The sequence below is a fragment of the Paenibacillus sp. GCM10023250 genome (genome assembly GCF_042653205.1).
GTDB lineage: Bacteria > Bacillota > Bacilli > Paenibacillales > Paenibacillaceae > Paenibacillus_Z.
In genome coordinates, this window is the sequence record NZ_JBHSHY010000003.1 from 59017 (window position 1) to 81905 (window position 22889).

At 51.7% G+C, this 22889-nt stretch carries 21 protein-coding genes; 5 read left to right on the plus strand and 16 right to left on the minus strand.

Annotated features, from left to right (window positions below; translation table 11 throughout):
* Positions 1–5 precede the first annotated feature (5 nt).
* The 4 genes from ssuD to ACFPB1_RS04870 all read right to left on the minus strand — a co-directional run bounded on the left by ssuD (position 6) and on the right by ACFPB1_RS04870 (position 4433).
* The gene (gene ssuD, locus ACFPB1_RS04855; protein WP_379222803.1) at positions 6–1151 is read right to left on the minus strand and encodes an FMNH2-dependent alkanesulfonate monooxygenase; all 1146 of its coding nucleotides are present in this window, start codon (positions 1149–1151) and stop codon (positions 6–8) included.
* A gap of 79 nt (positions 1152–1230) precedes the next feature.
* A complete protein-coding gene (locus ACFPB1_RS04860) occupies positions 1231–2265 on the minus strand; it encodes a sulfonate ABC transporter substrate-binding protein (RefSeq protein ID WP_379222487.1) in 1035 nt (344 codons plus the stop codon).
* A 191-nt stretch (positions 2266–2456) separates the two neighbouring features.
* On the minus strand, positions 2457–3365 hold the full coding sequence (locus ACFPB1_RS04865) for an EamA family transporter (protein ID WP_379222489.1): 909 nt from the start codon (positions 3363–3365) through the stop codon (positions 2457–2459).
* 84 nt (positions 3366–3449) lie between these two features.
* A complete protein-coding gene (locus ACFPB1_RS04870) occupies positions 3450–4433 on the minus strand; it encodes an SLAC1 anion channel family protein (RefSeq protein WP_379222491.1) in 984 nt (327 codons plus the stop codon).
* A gap of 202 nt (positions 4434–4635) precedes the next feature.
* Here ACFPB1_RS04870 and ACFPB1_RS04875 point away from each other — a divergent pair, with 202 nt between their 5' ends.
* From ACFPB1_RS04875 to ACFPB1_RS04890, 4 genes are all read left to right on the plus strand, one after another.
* Entirely contained in the window at positions 4636–5316 is a 681-nt protein-coding gene (locus ACFPB1_RS04875) for a GntR family transcriptional regulator (protein ID WP_379222493.1), read from the plus strand.
* Between the two features lie 178 nt (positions 5317–5494).
* Positions 5495–7009, plus strand: coding sequence for a spore germination protein (locus ACFPB1_RS04880; protein WP_379222496.1), 1515 nt, complete (start codon positions 5495–5497; stop codon positions 7007–7009).
* Positions 7010–7046: 37 nt separating this feature from the next.
* Positions 7047–8195 (plus strand): Ger(x)C family spore germination protein, encoded by a 1149-nt coding sequence (locus ACFPB1_RS04885; protein ID WP_379222498.1) that lies wholly within the window; start codon positions 7047–7049, stop codon positions 8193–8195.
* Positions 8196–8234: 39 nt separating this feature from the next.
* Positions 8235–9296, plus strand: coding sequence for a GerAB/ArcD/ProY family transporter (locus ACFPB1_RS04890; RefSeq protein ID WP_379222500.1), 1062 nt, complete (start codon positions 8235–8237; stop codon positions 9294–9296).
* Between the two features lie 128 nt (positions 9297–9424).
* Here the strand turns inward: ACFPB1_RS04890 and ACFPB1_RS04895 are convergent, their stop codons facing one another.
* The 3 genes from ACFPB1_RS04895 to ACFPB1_RS04905 form a co-directional block, all read right to left on the minus strand.
* Positions 9425–10018 carry a hypothetical protein gene (locus ACFPB1_RS04895; RefSeq protein ID WP_379222503.1) on the minus strand — a complete coding sequence of 198 codons (594 nt, stop codon included), beginning with the start codon at positions 10016–10018 and terminating at the stop codon, positions 9425–9427.
* Positions 10019–10085: 67 nt separating this feature from the next.
* Complete coding sequence (locus tag ACFPB1_RS04900) at positions 10086–10691, minus strand: hypothetical protein (RefSeq protein WP_379222505.1); 606 nt, start codon at positions 10689–10691, stop codon at positions 10086–10088.
* Positions 10692–11131: 440 nt separating this feature from the next.
* The gene (locus ACFPB1_RS04905) at positions 11132–11824 is read right to left on the minus strand and encodes a hypothetical protein (protein WP_379222507.1); all 693 of its coding nucleotides are present in this window, start codon (positions 11822–11824) and stop codon (positions 11132–11134) included.
* Between the two features lie 142 nt (positions 11825–11966).
* Between ACFPB1_RS04905 and ACFPB1_RS04910 the strand changes: the two genes are divergently transcribed.
* Positions 11967–12374, plus strand: coding sequence for a MerR family transcriptional regulator (locus ACFPB1_RS04910; RefSeq protein WP_379222509.1), 408 nt, complete (start codon positions 11967–11969; stop codon positions 12372–12374).
* A gap of 97 nt (positions 12375–12471) precedes the next feature.
* On the opposite strand, the gene ACFPB1_RS04915 is transcribed toward ACFPB1_RS04910, so the two are convergent.
* The 9 genes from ACFPB1_RS04915 to ACFPB1_RS04955 all read right to left on the minus strand — a co-directional run bounded on the left by ACFPB1_RS04915 (position 12472) and on the right by ACFPB1_RS04955 (position 22874).
* The gene (locus tag ACFPB1_RS04915; RefSeq protein WP_379222512.1) at positions 12472–12813 is read right to left on the minus strand and encodes a hypothetical protein; all 342 of its coding nucleotides are present in this window, start codon (positions 12811–12813) and stop codon (positions 12472–12474) included.
* 166 nt (positions 12814–12979) lie between these two features.
* A complete protein-coding gene (locus tag ACFPB1_RS04920) occupies positions 12980–15283 on the minus strand; it encodes a glycoside hydrolase family 3 N-terminal domain-containing protein (protein WP_379222514.1) in 2304 nt (767 codons plus the stop codon).
* 117 nt (positions 15284–15400) lie between these two features.
* Entirely contained in the window at positions 15401–17221 is a 1821-nt protein-coding gene (locus tag ACFPB1_RS04925) for a copper amine oxidase N-terminal domain-containing protein (protein ID WP_379222516.1), read from the minus strand.
* A gap of 147 nt (positions 17222–17368) precedes the next feature.
* Positions 17369–17830, minus strand: coding sequence for a MerR family transcriptional regulator (locus ACFPB1_RS04930; protein WP_379222518.1), 462 nt, complete (start codon positions 17828–17830; stop codon positions 17369–17371).
* 47 nt (positions 17831–17877) lie between these two features.
* Positions 17878–18891 carry an aldo/keto reductase gene (locus ACFPB1_RS04935; RefSeq protein ID WP_379222520.1) on the minus strand — a complete coding sequence of 338 codons (1014 nt, stop codon included), beginning with the start codon at positions 18889–18891 and terminating at the stop codon, positions 17878–17880.
* 312 nt (positions 18892–19203) lie between these two features.
* Positions 19204–19752 carry a hypothetical protein gene (locus ACFPB1_RS04940; protein ID WP_379222523.1) on the minus strand — a complete coding sequence of 183 codons (549 nt, stop codon included), beginning with the start codon at positions 19750–19752 and terminating at the stop codon, positions 19204–19206.
* A 646-nt stretch (positions 19753–20398) separates the two neighbouring features.
* On the minus strand, positions 20399–20839 hold the full coding sequence (locus ACFPB1_RS04945) for a GNAT family N-acetyltransferase (protein ID WP_379222525.1): 441 nt from the start codon (positions 20837–20839) through the stop codon (positions 20399–20401).
* A 782-nt stretch (positions 20840–21621) separates the two neighbouring features.
* Positions 21622–21834 carry a hypothetical protein gene (locus ACFPB1_RS04950; RefSeq protein ID WP_379222527.1) on the minus strand — a complete coding sequence of 71 codons (213 nt, stop codon included), beginning with the start codon at positions 21832–21834 and terminating at the stop codon, positions 21622–21624.
* Positions 21835–22034: 200 nt separating this feature from the next.
* Positions 22035–22874, minus strand: coding sequence for a phytanoyl-CoA dioxygenase family protein (locus ACFPB1_RS04955; protein WP_379222529.1), 840 nt, complete (start codon positions 22872–22874; stop codon positions 22035–22037).
* Positions 22875–22889 lie beyond the last annotated feature (15 nt).

Genomic DNA, 22889 nt, shown 5'->3' on the forward strand with positions numbered 1-22889 from the left:
TCCTCCTATCGGGCGGCCGCCCGCTCCGCAGGCTTGATCGCATTGGCGATGAGCTCGCCGAACGGGCTCGTCGAGGACGGACCGCCCGCCGGCCGCACGCCGTTCAGCGGCAGGAGCGGGAAGACGAGATCGGCGAATTGATACGCTTCTTCCAAGTGCGGATAGCCGGACAAAATAAACGTGTCGATCCCGAGTGCCGCATACTCCTTCATGAGCCCGGCCACTTCCTCGGGGTTGCCCACGAGGGCCGTGCCGGCGCCGCCCCGGACGAGGCCGACGCCCGCCCACAGGTTCGGATAGATCTCGAGCTGGCTCCGGTCGCCGCCGTTCAGCCTCGACATCCGCTTCTGCCCTTCCGAATCGTAGCGCGCGAATACCTTCTGGGCCGCCGCGATCGCGTCGTCGTCGACCTTGCTGATCAGGCGGTCCGCTTCCCGCCATGCCGCTTCGGACGTCTCGCGGACGATGACGTGCAGCCGGATGCCGAAGCGAACCGTCCTGCCCCGGTCGGCCGCCATGCGGCGAACCTGGTCGATCTTCTTCGCGACCTCCTGCGGCGGCTCGCCCCAAGTCAGATAGACGTCGATATGATCCGCCGCCACCTCCTGGCCGGCCGGGGACGATCCTCCGAAATAGAGCGGCGGATACGGCTTCTGCACCGGCGGATAGAGCACTTTGCCGTCCTTCACCTGCAGATGCTTGCCTTCGTAATCGACGCGCTCGCCGCTCAGCTCTCTGCGCCATATATCGAGAAACTCGCTCGTCAGCTCGTAACGCTCGTCATGCGTGAGGAATACGCCCTCGCTCGCCAGCTCGACCGGATCTCCGCCGGTGACGACGTTGATGAGCAGCCGCCCGTTCGAGAGGCGGTCGAACGTCGCCGCCATGCGCGCGGACAGCGTCGGCGACATCAGCCCCGGGCGCAGCGCGACCAGAAACTTCAGCCGCTCCGTCACCGGGATCAGCGACGAAGCCGCAACCCACGCATCCTCGCACGAGGTGCCCGTCGGCAGCAGCACGCCGCCATAGCCGAGGCGGTCGGCCGCCTGCGCGATCTGCTGCATATAGGTGGCATCGACGACGCGCGCGCCCTCGGCGCTGCCCAGATAGCGTCCGTCGCCATGCGTCGGAATAAACCAGAATACTTCCATTGTCATACACCCTTCCGTTGTCGGATTATGAAGGCTATGCGCCTTAGAGTCAAAGCCAAGGAACCGCGAGCGCCGTTCGTTATTTTAGCGTCGCATCCTTCACCTGAATGGCTTCCGGAATGAGCTTCAGGTTCAAGAACGTATCGGCGATTTTCTGCTGGGCGTCGAGGATGGCATCGTCGATCGGCAGCAGGCCGTAGCCTCTGCGCTTCGCCGCCAGCTCCAGCGACGGAACGTCGATGCCGAGCTGCGGGGACAGCAGCTCCGCGACGTCCTTTTGGTTCGCCTCGGCCCACTTGTCGATTTTGTCCAGCTCCTCCTTGAAAATATCGATGATCGGCCCGTTCGCTTCGGCGAACTTGCGGGACGCGAGATAGAACTCGACGTTCGACACGAGGTCCTTGCCGTCGGTCAGCAGCTTGCCGCCCGTTGCGGTTTGCGCCGCCGCCAGGAACGGGTCCCAGATGACCCAAGCGTCCACGGTGCCGTTCTCGAAGGCGACCCTGGCGTCTCCCGGCGGCAGGAACACCGTCGTAATCTCGTCGTAGCCGACACCCGCCTTCTCGAGCGCTTTGACGAGCAAATAGTGGACGTTGGAGCCTTTGTTGAGCGCGATCTTCTTGCCCTTCAGATCGGCAAGCGAGGTGATCTTCGAATCCTTGGGCACGAGGATGCCTTCGCTGTTCGGGCTTGCCGGCTCATGCGCCAAGTAGACGAGCGGAGCCTTGGCCGCTTGCGCGAAGATCGGCGGCGCTTCGCCGGTATGGCCGATGTCGATGCTGCCGACGTTCAAGGCCTCCAGCAGCTGCGGCCCTCCGGGAAATTCCGTCCACGTCACGGTGTAGCCTTCCGCTTCCAAATGCTTATCCAGCGTTCCTTGGGCTTTCAAAATATTGACGGTACCGTATTTCTGGTAGCCGATGCGGATTACTTTGCTGCCGGACTCCGCCGGCTTGGCGTTCGCGTCCGCGGCCGCGTTCCCCGACTGACCGGTATTCGCCGCGCCATTCGAGCCGTTCGAGCCGCAGCCGGCCAAGGCAAGGGTCATGCTAAGCAAGGCGATGAGAAGTAAGGACAAATTGCGGTTGCGGTAAGCAGTAAAGCGTCTCTTCATGATAACCACCCCAATTGAGTAATCCGGACAACGCAAAAACCGGAAGTTTCCCTGTGCAAAGCTCCATCGTAGGAGAATGAGCAATAGGAAACTTCCGGTGGTCCGGTAAGTTCGTTAGTTCTAATGGGTTAATCATAAATTGATTATTCCTATAAGTCAACTATGAATTAGAAATTCTGCGCATTGTTGCCTTAGTTCTCTCTCGCATTTATTTGATGGGATGTCGGCTTCATGATCTCGCTGCAGCAAATACCTATTAAGATCAATAAAATACCTAACCATCTGAACCAGGAGATCGTCTCGCCAAGTAAGAAGTTCGCGCTCACCACCGTGACGGGTAACTCGACGGCGCTAAGAACCCCGGCCATGCGGCCGCCGATTTTCGGAATCGCTACCAGCATGAATAGTAAAGGCAGCACTTGTCCAATGAGTCCCGTGATTATCCCCCAGCCTAATAACCCGTGGAACAAAGCGCCGTTAGTCAGGTACGTTGGCGGATACAGGGGAAACAGCGAGAACGCGCCTACCGTTAGGGTCAACGCGGCCCGCGCAAACGGCGAAGAATCTTTCGTCATATATTCAGGCAAATAAAGACTGATACCGAAGCAAACGGCGGCCAGCAAACCATATCCGATCGCTATCCATGAAAGATGCGGGAGCTCCGATTGAAACAACCCCACTGCCAGAATTGTTCCTCCAAGAATAAATGCAATGCCGATCCATTTCTGAACCGAGGGCAATACCCGCTTCACGATGATATCCAATACGGTCACAATCCAAGTGACTTGAAAAAGCAAGACGATACTTAGTGAAACGGGCAGCAGCGTAATGGATTTAAAATAAAAATAAATCGCCCAAGCAGACGTTGCCCCGGTTCCAATGATGAGCAGCAAATCCTTCCCCTTCGGGAAACGGATCCGATTCAAGACAGGCAGCATCATCAGCCAAAGTATCACGACGGCGAACCCGTATTGCGCATTCGTCAGATCCATGATTGTAAAGCCTTGGGAGTACAGATAGTCAACCAAAGGCGCCGTAAATCCCAAGAAAGATGCCGCTAGCAGCATAAGCAGGATATGGATTGATTTTGAATGAACCATCTTAGCCTCCGTAATCTCTATGATGAGGGTTAACTTTATAAATGACATATTCAGAATGCAACAATCGCTCAGACCGATAGATGCTCATCCATTCAGCAGTTCCCCATGTACCAGCATGTATATAGATCGAATAAATAGAACTGCCAAGACAATGCTTAGCACCGCCAAAATGATCGCTGATAAAGCGATTAACACCCATGAAGGCTCGAATATCGCATATTTCAAAGCGGCATTGCCGAGAGCCGCCATCGGAAAGCTGACAGCCCACCAGGAAGCGCCGAACGGAATAGACTTTTTGAAAACTTTGAAGAACAAGACAACGAATAAGAACAGTCCGAAATAAAACAAAATGGATGCAAACGGATCGATGCGCTGCACAAAGTTCGTATAGCCAAGAAAACCCACCTCGAACGGCGCAATCATGATGATCATGGAAGGCTTGAGACCTGCCGGCAGCGGAGCATGATGAATCAGCCTGGACATGAGCATGGTGAAGAATACAATCGCGAATACTCCCCCGATCGCCAAGGACAACAGATTAATTTCACGCACCCATGGAAATGGCATCGTCCCGCCGGCAACAACGATGTCGATGGTCGCAACCCCGGGAATAAGCCAGGCAGGCACCGCGCTGCTCAGTTCTAGATTTCCGTTTATAATCCGCGAAACGATGATATAACTAAGCGTTAGTGTCGATGCCATTCCGATTATCCAAATGATTTGCCCTAATGCTTGACTGTAGCTACCGAGCACGGAGGAAAGCAACAAGATGGAAATCGTGATCGTCCCAAAAAAATTTCCGGAAACGGGATGCGTAAATTCATTCATGACCTTCCGCGGGTATAGAATCCACTTGAGAATATAACCTATGCTAAGGACGATAAATACCAAAATCGCTGCAATTCCGATGACTTCGGCGATGATAGGTGCAGTGCCAAATAGCGTGCTCGCTTGGCGCCAAGCCAAAGACAGGCCTGAAATACCCATCACGGATCCGAATAAGTTAACGGGTAAAAATTGAACGGAACTAGTGCTTTTTGGTTTCCGTACGGCAGCCATGGTATGCATGGAGGAAACACCACTTTCCTTTTTCAGTATTGTTTACTTATCTGGTCATCTGGTTAACCTGATATTAATACTAATTTCCTCTCGCCTTTTTGTCAATAAGAACATTCAGGACAGCGGCTCTAGGCGCAGCTTGCAACGTATCCCGAAATTGATTAAACTTAAAAATAACTAAAAGACTAGTCAATTAATAAGGTTGGTGAGCATGTTGGGCATTAACATCGAATCCCTCATCAAGATTGATGCGAGTTTACCTTTGCCGATTAACATTCAGATAAAAGAGCAAATTAAACTGCTTATCAGCAATGAGGTCCTCTCCCCTGGAGACGGACTTCCTTCCACGAACCAGCTAGCCGACCATCTCGACATCAACCGCAACACCATACAATGGGTATACTCTCAATTAAAGGACGAAGGATTATTGATTATACAAAAGGGCCGCGGGACCCGAATCGCGAACGAAGCGAACATTGAAGAATTTAAGAGGAATAACCCCTATTATCCCTTCGTTCAAGAGATGATGATCCGTTCTAGCGAAGCGAGTTATCCTCCCGAAAACCTGCTTCTAGCCGGGTTCGCTTATTTACAGTTGTATGGGCAATCCGTCAACGTGCACCCGACCTACTTATTCATTGAATGCAAAGTGCAATCGTGCTACTTCTATCTGGATGAAATCGTCAAGCATACGACCGCGGAGATCCTTACCATCGATATCGATGCCCCTGAGCAGGAGTTGTACGCTTCGATCAAGCGCGCGGATATCATCGTCACCACCGCCGAGCGCAGTGACCGCGTAAGAAATCTCAATGGTGCGGCAGGGAAAACGATTATCACGGTAGGTGACCCGAACGATGTATCCTTGCTCCTCAGGCTGATGCAGCCCTAATGCCTGCGAGAAACAAAATAGCCTTAGTTCGGGCATTTCCCGAACTAAGGCTATTTCCGCTTCGATCCCTGACGGTGTATCCTATCAGACAGCTGGTCAAAGCCGGCATTCCGTATAAGCATTCCCGTAGTGGGACACACTCTAATTGGTTCAACATGCAATGAAAGGAAAATCACGCATGTTTAAAAAAAGGAATCGCGGCAAACCTTCCCCTCCTTTTCAAGATCGTATTTTTACGGATAACCAGTCCGAATTGGCAAAGCCGCTTTCGTGCAAGCTGGAAGATAATTATCGTGAGTTAAAACTCATTTTCGATAAATGTTCCGATATCGTGTTTCGTGAGTTGAAGGCCGATGGTCATGCGGATGTACTCATGATTTACGTTAACGGCATGGTAGATGCCCGAGCATTCGAGCAAACCTTTTTGAAACCGCTATTATATGAAGGACTCCCGCAAGGGTTGGAAAAAATCAAAAGTTTATCACAGGCATGCGAGATGGAATACTTCTCCATTCTTCAATCCAACACGGCGGATACTTACAAAGACGTTGTTCATCATGTGTTAAAGGCACAAATCGCAGTCCTGGTTGATCGCGAGGCAGTGGCATTCTTAGCCGATATGGGCAAAATGGAAAAGCGCGCCGTGGAAGAACCCAGCTTGGAATCCACCCTTCGAGGTCCGAAAGAAAGTTTCAATGAAACTTTGCAGGTCAACATGGCGCTGCTTCGTAAAAGAATTCCCAGCCATTTATTGAAAATGGAGACGATTGAACTAGGGAAGTTAACGCGAACGAATGTCGTACTTGCCTATTTAGATGGTATTGTGGACCGTTCCGTTTTGCAGGAGGTCAAAAACAGAATCGGCCAAATTGATGCGAACGTCATTCTGGAGGCCGAATACATCGAAGAATATATCGAAGATGTCCCGTTTTCGCCGTTTCCTCAAATCCAGAACACTGAACGTCCCGATGTCATTGCCTCTTGTTTGTTCGAAGGTAAAGTAGCCATCTTAACGGATGGTGCCCCTTGCGCCCTCGTTGTGCCCATGACGTTCTGGGTCGGTTTGCAAGCGGCGGATGACTATTACGAAAGGTTCGTCTATGTGAATGCCATGCGGGTTATTCGTTTTACCTTCTCTTTGGTATCCTTGTTAGCGCCCGCTTTGTATGTCACCTTAACTACCTACCATCAAGGTATGATTCCCATTCCTTTGATGAGCAGTATTGCCGCAGCGCGGGAATCGTCCCCCTTTCCTACGGCGATCGAGACCTTAATGATGGAAATCGTCTTCGAAGGCTTGCAGGAGGCAGGGATCCGATTGCCAAGTCAGATCGGCCCGTTAGTCAGCATTGTAGGCGCCCTTGTCATCGGCCAAGCCGCCGTTCAAGCCGGTATTATTTCGGCTCCAATTGTCATCGTCGTATCTGCTACCGGGATCGCCTCCTATGCCATCCCCAGGTACAGCTTCGGTATTGCTTTCCGGCTTCTGCGCTTCTTGATGTTGATTCTGGCGGCATCTTTGGGGTTATTCGGAATGGCAGTGGGCATCATGGGGATATTAATCCATCTTGTCAGCATGAAATCATTCGGCGTTCCTTACTTCTCCCCTGTTGCTCCGAGTATCGGAAAACAAATGCTCGATATGATCATCCGTGCGCCGAAATGGATGAAGATCGGCCGCTCGAATACCTGATACGCAGACGAATTATGGTGATAAAGGGGACTGTTCCATGTCGGTAAAAGCAATACTTCTTTGTGTTGCGTTCCTATTCATGGCTTGCGCAATAAGCGGGTGTTGGGATTTAAAGGAACCCAACGAACTCTCGTTCGTGATCGGATCCGGGTGGGACTTGACAAATGAAAGACAATTCAAACTAAGCGTTCAAATCCCCGTTGTGCGATCAAGCAGTCCCGAACAAGGCGGTGCCGACTCCAGTCGGCCGCCATATACCGTCGTTACCAGCACTGGGACGAACATCACTGACGCCGCATCTCATATTCAAGAACAGTTGTCCCGTAAATTGTTTGCGGGTCATCGAGTAGCGCTATTCATTAGCGAAGCCGTCGCCAGACAAGGCTTTATGAAATGGCTCGACGAGCTGATTCGGAATCCGGATAGTAATACGAGGGTATACATCTTTATTGTCAAGGGAAGCTCTGCCGAGCAGTTCTTGAAGAGCGAATATGCAATGGAACGGTTTTCTGCCACGTACGCGAACAGAACTTCGCGTATCGTCGGATTTACGGAAAAACTGTTTGATTTACAAAAGGAGAAGAACAATCCCTCGAGGTGCTTCCTCCTTCCGGTCGTTTCGATTCACACAACTGGCAAGGACAGCCAAATAGCTATTGAAGAAGCAGCCATATTCGATCAGGATTATCAAATGGTCGATTTTCTCAAGGGGGATGGTGCTTGGCTCGCACTATGGATGAGGGGGAAAATCTCTCACCTTTTGCTGACGCAGCGAGTCTCTTCCGAGCACCGAACGGTTAGCCTGGACTTACAAAAGCTGAAGCGCGACTTGAAGTTCAGCATGAACGGAGATCGGATCCGAATGAACCTAAAGCTGGACGGCACCGGGTTCATCAGGGAGAATAATACGAATTTATTCTTGCTATCCCCCGCTGTTAAGGAACAGGTAGCCAAAGAAATGAGCACAAATACCGAGAAAGAAGCAATGCGCGTGATCCGTTCCGTTCAGAGACAATATCAAACGGATATCTTCGGCTTCGGAAACGAAATCGCATGGAGGCATCCCAAAAAATGGAAATCGTTAAGTAGGCATTGGGGCGATACATTCTCAAAAGTGGATGTAGCCGTTGAAGTCAAATTGACAATAAAAGGTGTCGGGCAAGTCGGTTCCGGGCCCAAGGGTTGAACTAACCGAACTGCAAGCTCAGAGAGGAACGTTCGCTATATGAATATTTCGAGGTCACAATTGTTTTGGATGCTATTTATTTCCGAGATTGTCCTCTTGACCTATTTCGCCCTAGGGCCATCGCTCAAACAAGCCAGGCAGGACATCTGGATGGCTTATCTCCTTGCAGGAGGAGGCGCCGTGATCGGATCATACCTGATGGCGAAGGTCGGTTTGGCACAACCCAATAAAACGGTCATGGAATACAGCCAGCTTATTCTTGGTAAGTGGTTCGGCAAGCCGGTCGCACTCGCTTACATTGTGTTTTGGTTCTATATTATGATGATCATGCTGCATGGAACGGTCGACTTTATCAAAACGAATCTCCTTTATCAAACACCCGCCATTATCGTTATGCTTCTAGAAATTGTGTTGATGCTATACTTCAATCTGGCAGGCGGAATCACGACAATCGGACGCGCCAGTCAAGTAATCGGACCTCTACTTTTCATTGCTGCCTTTTTACCACTCTTGCTGAACAGTCACCATATGGATCTCAATCAATTATTGCCCGTGTACGAACAACGCGAACCCATCGTTACAGGGGCGTTACTTATCTTTTGTTTTGCGGGTGAAACTTCAGCAGCGATGATGATGACCGCCTTTATGAAGGAAGCGAATAAAGCAGCATCGGGCGTGCTGAACGCGATCGGCTTCGGAATGTTGTGGGGGTGCCTAATGTCCGTTGCCGTTATTATGGTTTTCGGTCCGATCAGCGCTGCAGACATGTATCATCCTCAATTTATGTACATGAAATCCATTTCGATTTTGAATTTCATTCAAAATTTCGATTTAGTGATCACGTTTTTCCTACAATTCGGCATCATGATAAAACTTGCCTATCATTTGTTTATTTCGAGCTACGGGATGGCTCAGCTTCTTCGAATCCGAAATTGGCATAATGTCACTTGGTCCATGGCTGTATTATTATTTATCTGCATGCTGCTCACTTCAAAATTGAGCTATGAATTTTATATCAAACCGTGGATCTTTCTCATTTTCAACCTGGCCATTCCTTGTTTGTTGTGGATCGTTCAACTCGTTCGAAAAAATATCACCTAACCTAATGTCCCCTCCAGTAACGCAATGACGACGGGAGCCGATTATTAGACCGGCTGCCGTCGTGTCACGGTTGAGCTATCGCGTACGGTTAGCGAGCTTGCATTTTACAGCTAATGTCTAGCATTCACTTAAATTCTCCCTCGATAATACATGCCATCATATATCCCTTCTCTCCAGATCACCCTGCCGTCGCGTGATAAAGCCTCAATCTTAAGGGGGTCCGGTTGTCCAGAAGCAGCCGCTTCCAACTCATCAAAGTGGGTAAACCAGACTCTCCCTTGGGTGGTTGTGATGATTTTGGCTTGCTTGGTTAACGTCCTCTGCTTAACGATCACCGTCTGAATAGCCTCGTTCGTAATCACCCCGGCAAACGTCAGTATCGGAATGTTGGGAGCATTAGTCATGGTCCAGGTAAACCCGTCTTCCGGGCTTGCTTCGGTGTTCCCGCTGACATTCCATACCTTCAACTTGTTCGAGAAAAAGGCATGCCGGAAACCAAACTCGTCTTTAAACAGGACGAACAATCCGTTTTCCGCTTTTTCTTGATAGATGAGGTCAAATGACTTGGACTGCGTTTTCTCTAATAAGCTATCTATTTCATCGAATTTATTGTGATGAAGGCTTATGTTGAGAATGGCGGTTCCGCTCAACCCGATCCCTACTATAATCGCTATGATTGCGATGATTCGTTTTAATGATTTCCGATTCGGGTTTCCTGCCATACAACACCTCTTTGCTGTATTAACGACCGCCAATTATGGCTTTCGTTGCCACCGTGTTAGCATTCCGCTACCGCGTCCCGTCATCAGTCCTATTCAATTGACCTGCGATTTTTGTGACGAAGGATTTATTTTCAATATAAATATCGTGCTGCGATACCACTGCATGCCACGAATCACAGTCGCTGCTTCCCAATACACACTCATCGTAAATGATGCTAATAAGCAGCTCCCGGTTGCCCTTACCATCGTGTATAATCGCAGCAGATAGCTGGTTATAGAGATCCATCTGGTAATACATGATGTGATCCGCTGCTAGTTCAATCGTGAGTTGTCCTGCCAGGCTTGAAAACCAAGCATGAAACGATTCCCGACTTTCCGCAAACCCTTGTTTTCCTTGATCGCCGGGCTTAAATAAGGTTTGGAAAAGCGTTTGCTCCGTTGTTAAGATCCCGTTATGATCTGCCGAAGAATTCCGCGCTATCCGCTTTGCCATCTCGGCCCATACCTGTCTAAAGGCATCACAAAAAAGCCGCTCCTCCAGAAGTCCCCACTGCGTCGTATTGAACGTTGGAAATTTAAGAACTCCGCCGGCATGGCCAATAAACGCATTTTGGAGATACACCAGGTAATTTAATGAGTAGGGGGCAAAAGACTTTATGGTAAAGTTGTTCATTAAAAACCTCCTTTGCCAGGCTCATCTTAGTGCAGCGACGACAGCCGATTAGACTCTCTTCGTTCTAGAACCAATCCAATGATCTGCTCATCGATAGCCTTAATCGCCTCATTATATTCGTTAGGAAATGCCTTAAACTCACTCTAAGCCATAGGTTTGCCCTCCTTAATCCAGTCTGTCCACACCTTATTTATCAAGCTTCTTTGAGATCTGCTTGAGGACGGACAGTATATTATTAAGAGCGATTAAAATTAAACCGAGCAGAACAAAAGTAACGATTTCATGCGTAAAAATGGAAATGACACCTAGTATGACCGCATAAATGATATAAAGGAAAATTTCGATTTTTGACATTGGGGATACCCTCCTTGTCCTTGCATAGCATGCACGCACACACCATCGGCTTCAAGCTAAATAGCCGCTTCACGCAATCGCTTGCCTCAGTACTCTGCCAGGTCACGCATGACCTGCCGGATGGTGCCGAACGTCGAGTCGGCTGCGGTTGGGCCGGCGTAGAGGATCAACAAGAAACGTTGAAGATTAAAGTTCGTTCCTCCTCTATGGCCCCTCGACTCCCACTCCATCATAAGCGTCCCCCATCCTTTCTCCTGCGCCAGCATGGAAGGAAACTCATAGAGCATCAGCTCGCCGCCGTCCTCCAGCACGAACGTCTGGGCTGTGGCACCTGTCAGCGAAATCTCATCCGGATCGTCATACGCCGTCAGCTTCAAGCCCTTCTCCTCCAACGCGCGAAGTATCGCTTCTCGGGTCACGGCGTCCTGATGCAGAATAATCACGGTTTCGGCGTACCTTTTGCCCGGCTTGGCGGCATGGAAATCCGCAGCTTTGGTCAAGATGACCTTGACTACCTCGCCCGTCTGGATGTCGCTTGCCTTCAGCATGCTGCCATCTTCATCCCGATACACGGTTTGAGGCGTAGTTTCGACTCCGCATACGTACCCGATATCCGCGATCGCGCCGCGCTTCCCCCGGTTCACTTCATCCGAGCAATTGACGGATATTCGGCCGTTCTCCACTTGCTCGACCGCGCCTTGAAAGGCCTTGGTCTTCTGCTCCCAGCAGCCTGTCAGCGCGACGGCAGCCGCAAGTAGCGCGACACCGGCTCTCTTCAAGCCGATCCCTCCCCGATCTATCCGTTCCTGTCTTGGAATGCGCTTCAATAGGTAACCTTATGTTACCATAATTGGAATGATCATTGGCGAAGTGATGTGTTATAGTGGAATTTGAATTACCTCGATAGAAAGGGTCGATCACATGAAAATAAGCCAGCTAGCCAAAGCGACCGGAGTCAGTGCCCGATCGATCAGATATTACGAGAAGAAGAAGCTGCTGACCGCAAGGCGCTTGGATAATGATTACCGGGAATTCGACGAGGCTGACGTTAAGCGAATCCAAACCATACAAATCTATTTAGAGCTCGGGCTGTCTACGAAGGATATTCTTGACATTCTGAAGTGCCATGATAACTATGATGCTTACGATAGCGATGAGTTCTGCGAGGAAATGCTCGAAACCTACGAGGACAAGCACGAAGAGATCGCCCATCAAATTCAAACGTTGACGGCGGTGCAACGGAAACTGGAACAACGTATTGGACACATGCGCATCCAGAAAGCGATGATCGCGATCGGTTCTGCCGAACAATCAAGCACGACCGGATGATCGGCAAAGATGTAGAAAAGGTCAGGTCCACCGGGTGGACCTGACCTTTCCCATAACATTCAGCGCTATGCTGCTGGCAACCGGCGCTGACAGGCGGTTAGACCGAGACCGGGTTCCGGATCAGCTCGACTACCCTCGACAGTCCATCGGTGCCGTAGCCCTCCGCGACACCGCGATTGATCAGTTCTTGAATCGGCGTCATCAGCTCCGTACTCACGCTCTGCTCTCGGCTCGCGTCCATGACATTCACGAATCCCATCTGGTTGATAGACAGGCTGGACACATCCGTTCGATGATCCCCCGCATCTACCGCCCGGGCCATCAGGGGCAGCGAGGCCGACATGGCCTGAAGCCAAGGAACCACAAGTTCCGTGAACGCTTCGGATTGGATCCGTTCCGAACGGATCATGGCCGTAGCATGGAAGAAACCACCGAACATCCCGTATGGCGCTCAGCAGCGCCAAATCATAGAGCGGCGCCAAGCCGGGGTCTTCGCCAAAATAATTCATGGCCCCAAGCCCCTTCAGCGCCGGTTGGCAGGCTTGGAAAGCCTGCTCCGATCCGCTGTACAGCACAAGTGCGCGCGCTTGCTCCATCAGACATCCTTATACTATCGCGAGCTCCGCTTGGAGGGTTGCCTGCAAACCGCCGCCGACCATGACGCTCACCTTGCACGCGTTCACGCCAAAGCGCATGGCGCTGTCCCAATAGCCCAATTCCTCGGCACCCAGACTGAACTCGATCTCGCTCGTCTCGCCCGGCTGCAACGCTACCTTCGCAAAGCCCTTCAGCTCCGCGATCCGTCTCGTAATGCCCGCTTCCCGGGCTTTCACGTACAGCTGCACCGTCTCCAAGCCCGCAGCCTCGCCCGCATTTCGAACATTGACGCGTACCTTCACATGCTCGCCGCTCGCGAGCGCTGCAGCCGCGATCGAATCCGCGGACAAGCCGCATGCCAGATAGTCGAATCGGGTGTAGCTGAGTCCGTGTCCGAACGGATATAACGCGGCGGACGGCATGTCGACGTAATCGCGGATCCGGCCCGGATCCTTCTGGTTATAATACACCGGAAGCTGAGCGGATGAACGCGGGATGGAGACAGGAAGCTTGCCGCTCGGGTTCACGAGGCCGAACAAGATCTCGCCGATCGCCTGGCCGCCTTCCTTGCCCGGATACCAGGCGCATAGGACTGCCTCCGCGAGCTTGTCCACCTCTTCGATGGCATGAGGACGGCCTTGGATCAGCACGAGGACGATCGGCACGCCGGTTGCCGCTACCGCCTCCGCCAGCTGCCGTTGCGCTGCTCCCAGCCGCAGATCCGCGAGATCGACGCCTTCCCCGCAATCCATCTCGTACGATTGCTCCCGCCCGATGACCGCTTCACCGTTGCCGTCGAACAGACCGCCGAACTGTCTGGCGCTGCTGCCTCCTAACACCAACACGGCAACATCCGCAGCCCGGGCTGCCGCAACGGCTTCTTCCAATTCTTCCGCCGACGAGGAGCGGATGCCGCAGCCGCGCGCGTACATGATCGACGCATCGGCAGGAGCAGCCATCCGGATGCCTTGAAGAACGGTAGAGCCCGTATTCGGACGCTGCACGCTCGTATAGTCTCCAAGCTGATTGTACATCTGGTCCGCATTGGGTCCGATGACCGCGATGCGCTTGCCGCTCCCCTGCAGGGGCAGCCTGCCGCGATCGTTCTTGAGCAGCACGACCGATTCGCGCGCGATGTTCAGATTGAGCGCTTTCAGCTCGGGACGCCCGATGCCGGAAGCGGCCTGCGATTCGTCCGTGTACGGCCGGTCAAACAAGCCCAGCTCGAACTTGAGACGCAGCACGCGCCGGACCGCCCGATCGACAACGGATTCATCGACCAGGCCGGACGATACCGCCGCTTCGAGCGTCGTGAACGACGTGTCCCACAAGCTTAAGTCAACGCCCGAGGTCAGCGCCAGCGCGGCGGCGGCCTCATGGCTGCCCGTTAACGCCAGCAGCCGGTCAATCGCTTGGCCGTCGGCCATGACGATCCCGCCGAAGCCCCATTCCTCGCGCAGCATCTCCGTCAACAGCTTGCGGTTCGCATGACATGGAACGCCGTCAATCTCGTTATACGCCGCCATGAAGCCTGCCGCTCCCGCCTTAGCGCCCGCTAACGCCGCGGGCAGATGGATCTCCCGCAGCTCGCGCTCCCCGATGTTGGCGGGACCGGCGTTCTTGCCGCCCATGCCGGCGCCTTGTGCGCAAAGATGCTTCAGCACGACGGCGACTCTTCCCTCGCTCGCCAGGCCGCCTTCGCCTTGCATGCCCCTTACCGCTGCTTGCGTGAACGCGGCAGCCAGATACGGGTCCTCGCTAAAGCATTCCTCCGTGCGTCCCCATCTCGGGTCTTGTGCGATATCCAGCACGGAGACCAGACCGAGATGGGCACCTCTGCCGCGAATTTCGGCTGCGGTCAGGCGGTAGGCCTGCTCCATCAGCTCCGGATTCCAGGTCGACCCCGCGTTCAGATTGACCGGCAGCATGGTGCCGTCCAGCGCCTGATGGCCGTGCGGACTCTCTTCGCTCAGCAGCACCGGAATTCCCAGCCGGGTATTCTCCTTGACGTATCGCTGGATCTGGTTGGCCACGGCTGCGCTGTGTTCCGCGGCAATGCCGTTCGCATAATCGACGCCCGACCACGGGTCGCTCCGGAACAATCCGTACAGCGCGCCCATGCCATCGAAGCGGCCGACCTCTTGCTTGAAGGCATCCGTTAACGCATAGACGCCGTCTGCCTGCTTCTCGTACGCATCCCAGCCGTACATGCGTTGATTCAGTTGACCGACCTTCTCCTGAAGCGTCATTCTGGACATCAAATCATCGATTCGCTCGCTGACCGGCACATCCTGCCGTTTGTACGCTTCCATTGGTGCCTCACCTCGATTTCGTGTTGGCTGCCTGCGTGTCTCTCCATGGTGTCATCTAGCGATTCTTCATAAACGTACCATGCCTCTCGCAGGAAATAAAGCCCTCCACGAGGCCATTCAATATACGACGACAACAAAGCGGACGAGCGGCGACGCGCCGCTCGTTCCCGGTACGCTCCCCGGAGGACTGTACAGCGTCACCTCATACGTACCCGGCCCTTTGTTCGGCGTTAACCGGCAGGTGAATTTGCCATCCTTCACCGGAATATCCACGCGCTTGCTCGACACATTCCCCACATGATAATCCATGCTGATCGAGTCGAAGGACTGCCCCTTCAACTCCCCGGTTAGATCGACCCATGCACCGGCGCTGATGTCCGCATAACCGCTGGGCCACGCCTTACCATTGCTGCTCGTCAGCTTAAGCTCCACCTGCAAGGAATCCGCGAACCAGGAACCCGCAGTGCGGAACGGCACATCCGCAGCCGTAATCGTCGTCTTAATCGGAATACTATTAATCACGCGCTTCGTCTGCATATCCTGCATGACAAAAGCATTGTCGCCCGGCAGCATATCCACGCTTACTTGATAGATCTGGTACTTCAAGCCGTTATAGCCAACCGGAGGCTTCTGCTGCTCATAGCCCCAAGACGCCCCTGCCCCCAACCGCTCATTGTAGTAGGTGAATGGAGGTCCCCCGATACTGAACACCGAGGTCTGATAGTCTGCCGTGCTGCTGATAGGCGGCACAATCGAGTTGGTCGACCAGTGCGTATAATGCACCGTGATGGCTTTAGCCGCAGCATCGTAGGTTACCGGCAGACCGAATTGCTCTGACATGAAACGAAGCGGCACTAGCGTTCGGCCATCCTTCACGAGAATCGGTACCGTCGCCAGCTTCTCCTGCTTGCGGAACACTTCACCGGTGCCAAGCCGCAGCTTCAGCTCGTTTTGCCAGCCGTTCTGGGAGACGTAGACCGCCCCGCCGCCCGGCTCGGCCACGAACTGAATCTCCCCGCCAATAATGGTCGCTATATCCCGAAGCGGCAGGAACGCGGTCCCCTCCTTCACGATCGGAGCCTGCGCCAGCGGAACGAACCGATTCTCATACGGCTTGAACATCTCGCTGCGCCCTGCCTGCAGGTTCAGCTGCATATCGACCGGCAGCAGCACGATATCCGCCGAATCGAGCAGGTTCAGGACAGGCCGAAAGCTCGTCAGCATCGAGACGAAATCATCCAGCGAGCCATAGCCGATAAACGAGTAATACGTGCTGCCGTTATGCGTCCAACTCGCCGAATACATCACCTTCCCGGCAGCCGCCTTCGTCACGAGTACCGTCCCGGCCGCCCCGCTCACCGGTGCGCCTGCCTTCACCATCGCAGCAAACTTACTGCTAAGCTGCTTCTCCAAATCAGCGTCCGCGCCAGTGCTCCAGAACGTCCAGCCAGCCGCATCACTGCCCCGCAGCCGCTTCGCGCTCGGCGGCACCGTCAATCCCGCCTCGGCCGCAGACCCCGCCGCAAGCCGGTAAAGCACATCCGAAGCCTGAGGCTCGCCCGCTCCGCCAGCGCCAAGCAGCATCGCCTCCGCCGGCACTGCCTTCTCCGAGCGATACGCCGTCAATTGATACCCATCCGCGGTCAATTGACTCCGCATGCCGTAATACTGCCAATGCGAATCCGGCAGCCGCGTCGGCAAATACGCCGTGACCGGGCTCTGGTTATACAGCTGTTCCGCCAACGCCCTCGTAAAATGCGTATAATACCAGAAGCCCGGGTCCAGCTCCGGTTTCCCGTTGCCGGTCAGCCTCGGCGCAGACGTACCCGCCATCCCCTCTACCCCATCGGCCGCCGCGGGCGAAGCTGCACCCGTTCCCGTCATCCCCACGAGCAGCGCTCCTGCAAGCACCAGGAACCTTGTCCATCTCTTTGTCATGTTCGCTAACCTTCCTTTCATGCTATGCTCCCTGTTTTTACAGACGTTCCCATCACCGAAAAGTTGCTCCCCTAACGGAGCAAAGGCAACCGATTTTTAGCCGGCTGCCTTCGTGTTTGGATTACAGACAAACAGAAAGAGGGGCGCTCATCGCCCCTCTTCTCTTCTAAGATCTGTACGAGGTCGTGAATTGACCATCGTTGACTCGTTTAACTCATTTGCCTCGTTCTGTACGCTCCCCCATATGGCCGCGCTTGTCAACAAATGAAAGTTGTCCAGCTTGTGATTGAGGACATCCAGCGTTTCATTGGATTCCTGGATTTGTTGAATAACGTTTTGTTTATGTTCTGTCAGGATCGCATAACAGCTGTCGAAGTCCTGTACGTCGATCAAGTCCATGTAGCGTTGAATTTCCTTCAAAGGCATATTGGTGCGCTTTAGGTGGACAATAAAGATGAATCGTTCGAGATCAAGCTGATCAAATGCACGTTGACCATTTTCTCTTCGTCTCGGCCTTGGCAGTAAGCCTATTTTTTCGTAATAGCGTATCGTGTCGTAACTAAGGCCAGTCTTTGCGGATATGTCGGAGATCCCATACGTAGGTTCCATAGTCTCCCCCCCTGCAGAATGGTGTTATTCTTCCGCTTGAAGATAAATTAACGGCGGCGAAGCTTCTTGTTCTCGAGGGCCGGATGATTGTCGGCGTAATTGTCTGCCGGATTGAGGTCCGTTCCCGGAGGTACGATCTCGTCAATCCGGTCGAGAATCTCATGATCAAGCTCCACATCCGCTCCTGCCAAGAGGCCTTCGAGTTGTTCCATTGTCCTCGGACCAATAATGACAGAGCTTATCGCCGGGTGGGCTTTGACAAACGCAAGCGCAAGGTGAGGCAAAGAAATACCGGCTTCATCGACCAATTCCCGGAGCTTGATTAATGCTTCTACTTTAGGCCGGAGAGCAGGATTCGCCGTGTCGTATAGAGAAGGTCTGGCAGCCGCCCGATGGCTTTGCCCGGAATCCGCCCTGCCAGAGAGCCATCCTCCGTTCAACGGGCCATAGGTGAGAACGCCCATTCCGTACCGCTGCGCGGTCGGCAACACCGCGCCTTCTAATTTTCGGGTAAAGATCGAGTACCTTGGCTGCTCCGTGAGAAAACGGTGATGATTGCCGCGCTGCGCAGCCCATTGCGCTTCGACGATCCATTCTGCCGGAAAGGTCGACGATCCGATCGCCCTCACCTTCCCTTCTCGAATGAGGTCCGACAGTGCGGACAGCGTTTCATGGATATCCGTATTATAGTCCGGACGATGAAGCTGATACAAATCGATATAATCCGTATCGAGGCGACGAAGGCTGTCTTCGACAGCTCGCTTGATCCAGCGTGCGGATGCGCCTTTCTGATTCGCGTCTTGTCCCATCGGCAAGCCAAACTTTGTCGCAAGGACCACATTGTCTCGACGCCCTTTCAGTGCCTTGCCAAGGATCACCTCTGACTCGCCCATGGAATAGACATCTGCCGTATCGATGACATTAATGCCTGCATCCAGTGCTTTATGAATAATTCTTATCGAGTCTTCATGATCCGTATTTCCCATCGCTCCAAGCATCATGGTTCCGAGCGTCATCTCGCTCACGGTTATCCCCGTTGCTCCTAAAGTTCGATATTTCATGTGCTTTGCCTCCATCGTTCAATTTGTTGTCTCAGTTTGTTGTTTCCGTTCAGTTTGATTGTATCCGCTGGAGCACACTCCAGCGCAAGGAGAACCTGTTCCCCTTTTTTAGCCAAAAGATCAAACCATAAGTGGCACCACGAGATTAACCCCCGACTCTTCCGAGACGGGGGTTTTATGCGTTCAGATGCTTACTCGGGCTTATACCGCAAAGTTGCTCCCCTAACGGAGCAAAGGCAGCCGATCTTTAGTCGGCTGCCATTCATCATTATTCCACTTACAGTAATAAGAAATTCGAAATCATGTTTCCCGTTAGGAGTCCAACGGTTGAAGTAATACATTGGCCATTAACGTGTTTGCTACACGTAACGCCTCTGTCCGGTCTTTTGCCGGCGCTGTAATCATTAAACCATCCTCCCCACTCCAATTGGCAGACTTACCATCTGCTTGCTGTTCAAAGAGTGTGAGCGTAATTTGACGGAAATGATCATCGGCGTATAGCGTACCTAAAGAAAAACTCTTCCCTATAGTCCCTTCCTCAAACCATTGATACACGAGCAGAAACCCTTCTCCCTTTCGAGCGTTGAACGTACGATTCGTCAGCTGTTCCTTCGGCACCGGCAGCGGCTCGCCATTAAGTTCAAGCATTCCCCGAAATAATCGCTGTCCGTTTAACGTTCGACGGAGAGTTCCTTCGATTTGAACGGTGACAGGTTCGATCTCCTGGGCATTCTCTGTGCCTAGGCGGTATTTTACTCCCTCTAGACTTACATCCACTTCACGTGGTAAGTACAGCCATAAACCAACGGTGAACGCAGTTAGAACGACTCCGAGTCCAATAAGCCAAATGACCTTCTTCACTACACGTTAACCCCTTTCAGCATCTAGGGCTTATTGATTGAACTGGGGTCCTCATTATAATGCTCCAGGATTGCAGAACTAACGTTCCCCGATAGCTTAACAATTAATTGGTTCTTATCAAACTCTTGAGATTCGAACTCTTGTCTCTAAGGAAATATTTATTTGCGATTTTGTTACCGTTATCGTCAAAACTCCTACATCCTGGTCATTCCATTTTTCTAAAAAATTGTCGGATTGAAACAAATATTTTATCAAAGAAGTCACTTAGATATTTTTTGACTAGAAACCCTACCAAAGCAAAGAATAGCGAAATGCCAATAATAATCAGAAATAGTTTTAGTCCTATTTCTAAAGATTCCATTAAGCTCCTCCTTCTGGATCAACGAACTAAAGTTATTGTTGAGACTAAGCTCCGGTATAAATCGCAACCATCTAACGTTCTAAGGTTCGTAGCCATTAGTTAACCTCATCCCCTTAATTAAAGTACTTTCAGCTTAATATTCGGCAAAGCAATTTACAACCTTTTCCACACGGTCCTTCCTGTTCTTCAGTTGGCTCTGTTATTCTTTATTGTTGATTTTCATTCCAAAAGAAAAACGCCTTATGAAAGGCGCTTGATTGCTAACGTTTCCCGTAATCATGTCGCTTATCGGTACATTTGAACAAACCACATCTTAAAACCGTGTTTTTCGTAAAAACCAACGATTTTCTGCCACTGCTTACTTGCGGAATACACTGTGGAACGAGTTATACCATTGTTTTCAGCTGATTGGAGCAGCTTATCAACCATCGCATGCCCGAGATTGTCGCTCCGATAATCTGGATGAACGTAAACCTCATCGACCTCAAGATAACTTTCGCCTTTTTCAATGACAGCCAATCCATCACTTTCATGGACTGTTCCTGTTATGTATCCTACTACTACTGAGTCAATCTCTGCGACCCAGAAGTAATCCCCGATGTAGTTTCTTAGAATTTCTTCGGTATTTGCCCCCAAACCGTAAGTGATACCTTCAGAAATCCATAACTCAGATAATTTTGCTGCCCTTGATAAATCACCTTCAGTTGCTTTTCTAACATTAACCATTGTACTATCACCGCCTAATTTACATTGTTCAGCTACTATCGTGTGTTATTGTGCTATCGTGTCCCGTTACAATCAATTGCCAATCAATCCAAATTAATCTGTCTCATATACGGTGTAATACAAAAACAGTCTTCGAGTTCTTCTTGTCCCCTGGTAAGTAAAAATGCTCTGAATCATGCTGATTGAAAAGAAACTCTACATATGTAAAATCTCTTTGCTCTAATTTTTCAAGACCAAACCTATACCTTTCTTGTCCAATCAGTTCCACCACACACTCCTCGTCTACCGCTTAAAATTCGCTTGTTTTCGTAGATTTTAAACGAAGCTGACTTCGTGTTTGAGCAGTTGTGCCAAGTTAGCTTACACTTTTTTCTTCATCGAAATTGCTGATATCAGATATAAAATAAGAACGACTCCAAAGAAATTCCATATACTCGGAATACTCGCGATAGCTAGGTAAAGACAACAAGGTAGCGACCAGATAAGTACGATACACATCAAAACCCGATTTTTAAGAAACGAAGCAATAATACCTATAAAGGCAGGGAGTATCAGCATTGTATAAAAGATTCTGATCGTTCTATCGTTCGATGGGATATCTGAATAGGGATTCCAATACAAAAATAATGCACACAAAATTATACAGATAATGGAGGCAAATAATCCAAGGATCGAAAATTTCATTACCAGCATCTCCTTCCTCGCCAATCTCCTTCATCAAAGGCCTTTCAGGAGGCCGCTCTAACGTCGAGATTGTAGAAATTCGCTTTCTTTGGAATCGACTATTTATCGGAATCCTTTTTATTTAATAAGTAAGCACCAATAAACAAAGGTATCAGCAAGAAAACATAAACTCCTGACGGGATTTGACAAAACAAGCCTCCATAGGTTCCGTCGATTTCATCCACATTTTGTGATAATTGTGCCAGGGTAAAGATGATGGCTGCAGTTAAAAAAGTGAAGACGTACACTAACAATCCCGCAAGTTTATTCACCTTATCCCCCATTTCTCGTCTAATACAGAGCATTCCAATTCCTATCCAAATTCTAGAACCTGCACGCAATCACCTGTCGAGGGCCGCAGCTAGTTCACAAAAAGGAAGACCAAACCTCGGCCGATACAGCTGCAGCTGCAGACAGGCTTGCCAACCGACGCAAAAAAGCCCCGAAAAGGGGCTTTTAACGTCGTGCCGCGTCATGAATTCGAATACGCATCATTACCGGTGCCGGCTCCGAGCCATAGCGATTTGAGCGGTACCATCGATTCCTCGGGCACGTAATACTTGAAGCAGTTACTGCTAATGTCGCCCAGCAGCTGGCGCCGGATAGGCGAAGCGCCTTCAAGCAAGCGGTCCGACGCCCGGTGGTAATCGATCGGCCGCATCCAGATCGGGCTGTACCCGATGAACAGCTGCCGCCGCGTAAAGCCGGATCGGTTCGGGGCGCCGGCGTGCCAGAGATTCTGCGGGAAGATGAACGCGTCGCCTGGTTGGCCGCACACCTGGATCTCCCCGTTGACCGGCACATCCACGTTCGTCTGTACCGGCGCGAAATCCGCCATCCGGTGGCTGCCGGGGATCAGCTTCGTATTGCCGCGATTCGGCTCCGACATATCGCTCAGGATATACCCGACCTTGACATAATAGATCGAGGTGAGCCCATGCAGGCGCGGAAACTGCGGATGCGGCCCATCCTGATGCCAGTTGATGAAGCTTTGGGAATCCGTCTTGAGATCGTCCGGATTCGGCTTGCGTACCGTCAAGTGCGAGATGTGCAGCTGAATGTTGAACCCGAGAATATTGACCATGAGGGGCAGCAACGACGGTTCATCGATCAGTCCGGCGATCTCCGCATGCCGCTCCACGCTGTTATACCAATTATAGGACAGCGACTCGGGTTCGCCGGCCAGCAGTTCGTCGACGGCCCGATTCAGCCGCGCCACCCGTTCTTCCGGCAGCACGTTCCGCAGGATTAAGTAGCCGTCCCGGTGGAATTGCCGGACCAGCGCCGGAATATCGAGCTGTTGCGTTGTCATCCTGAAGCGTCCTCC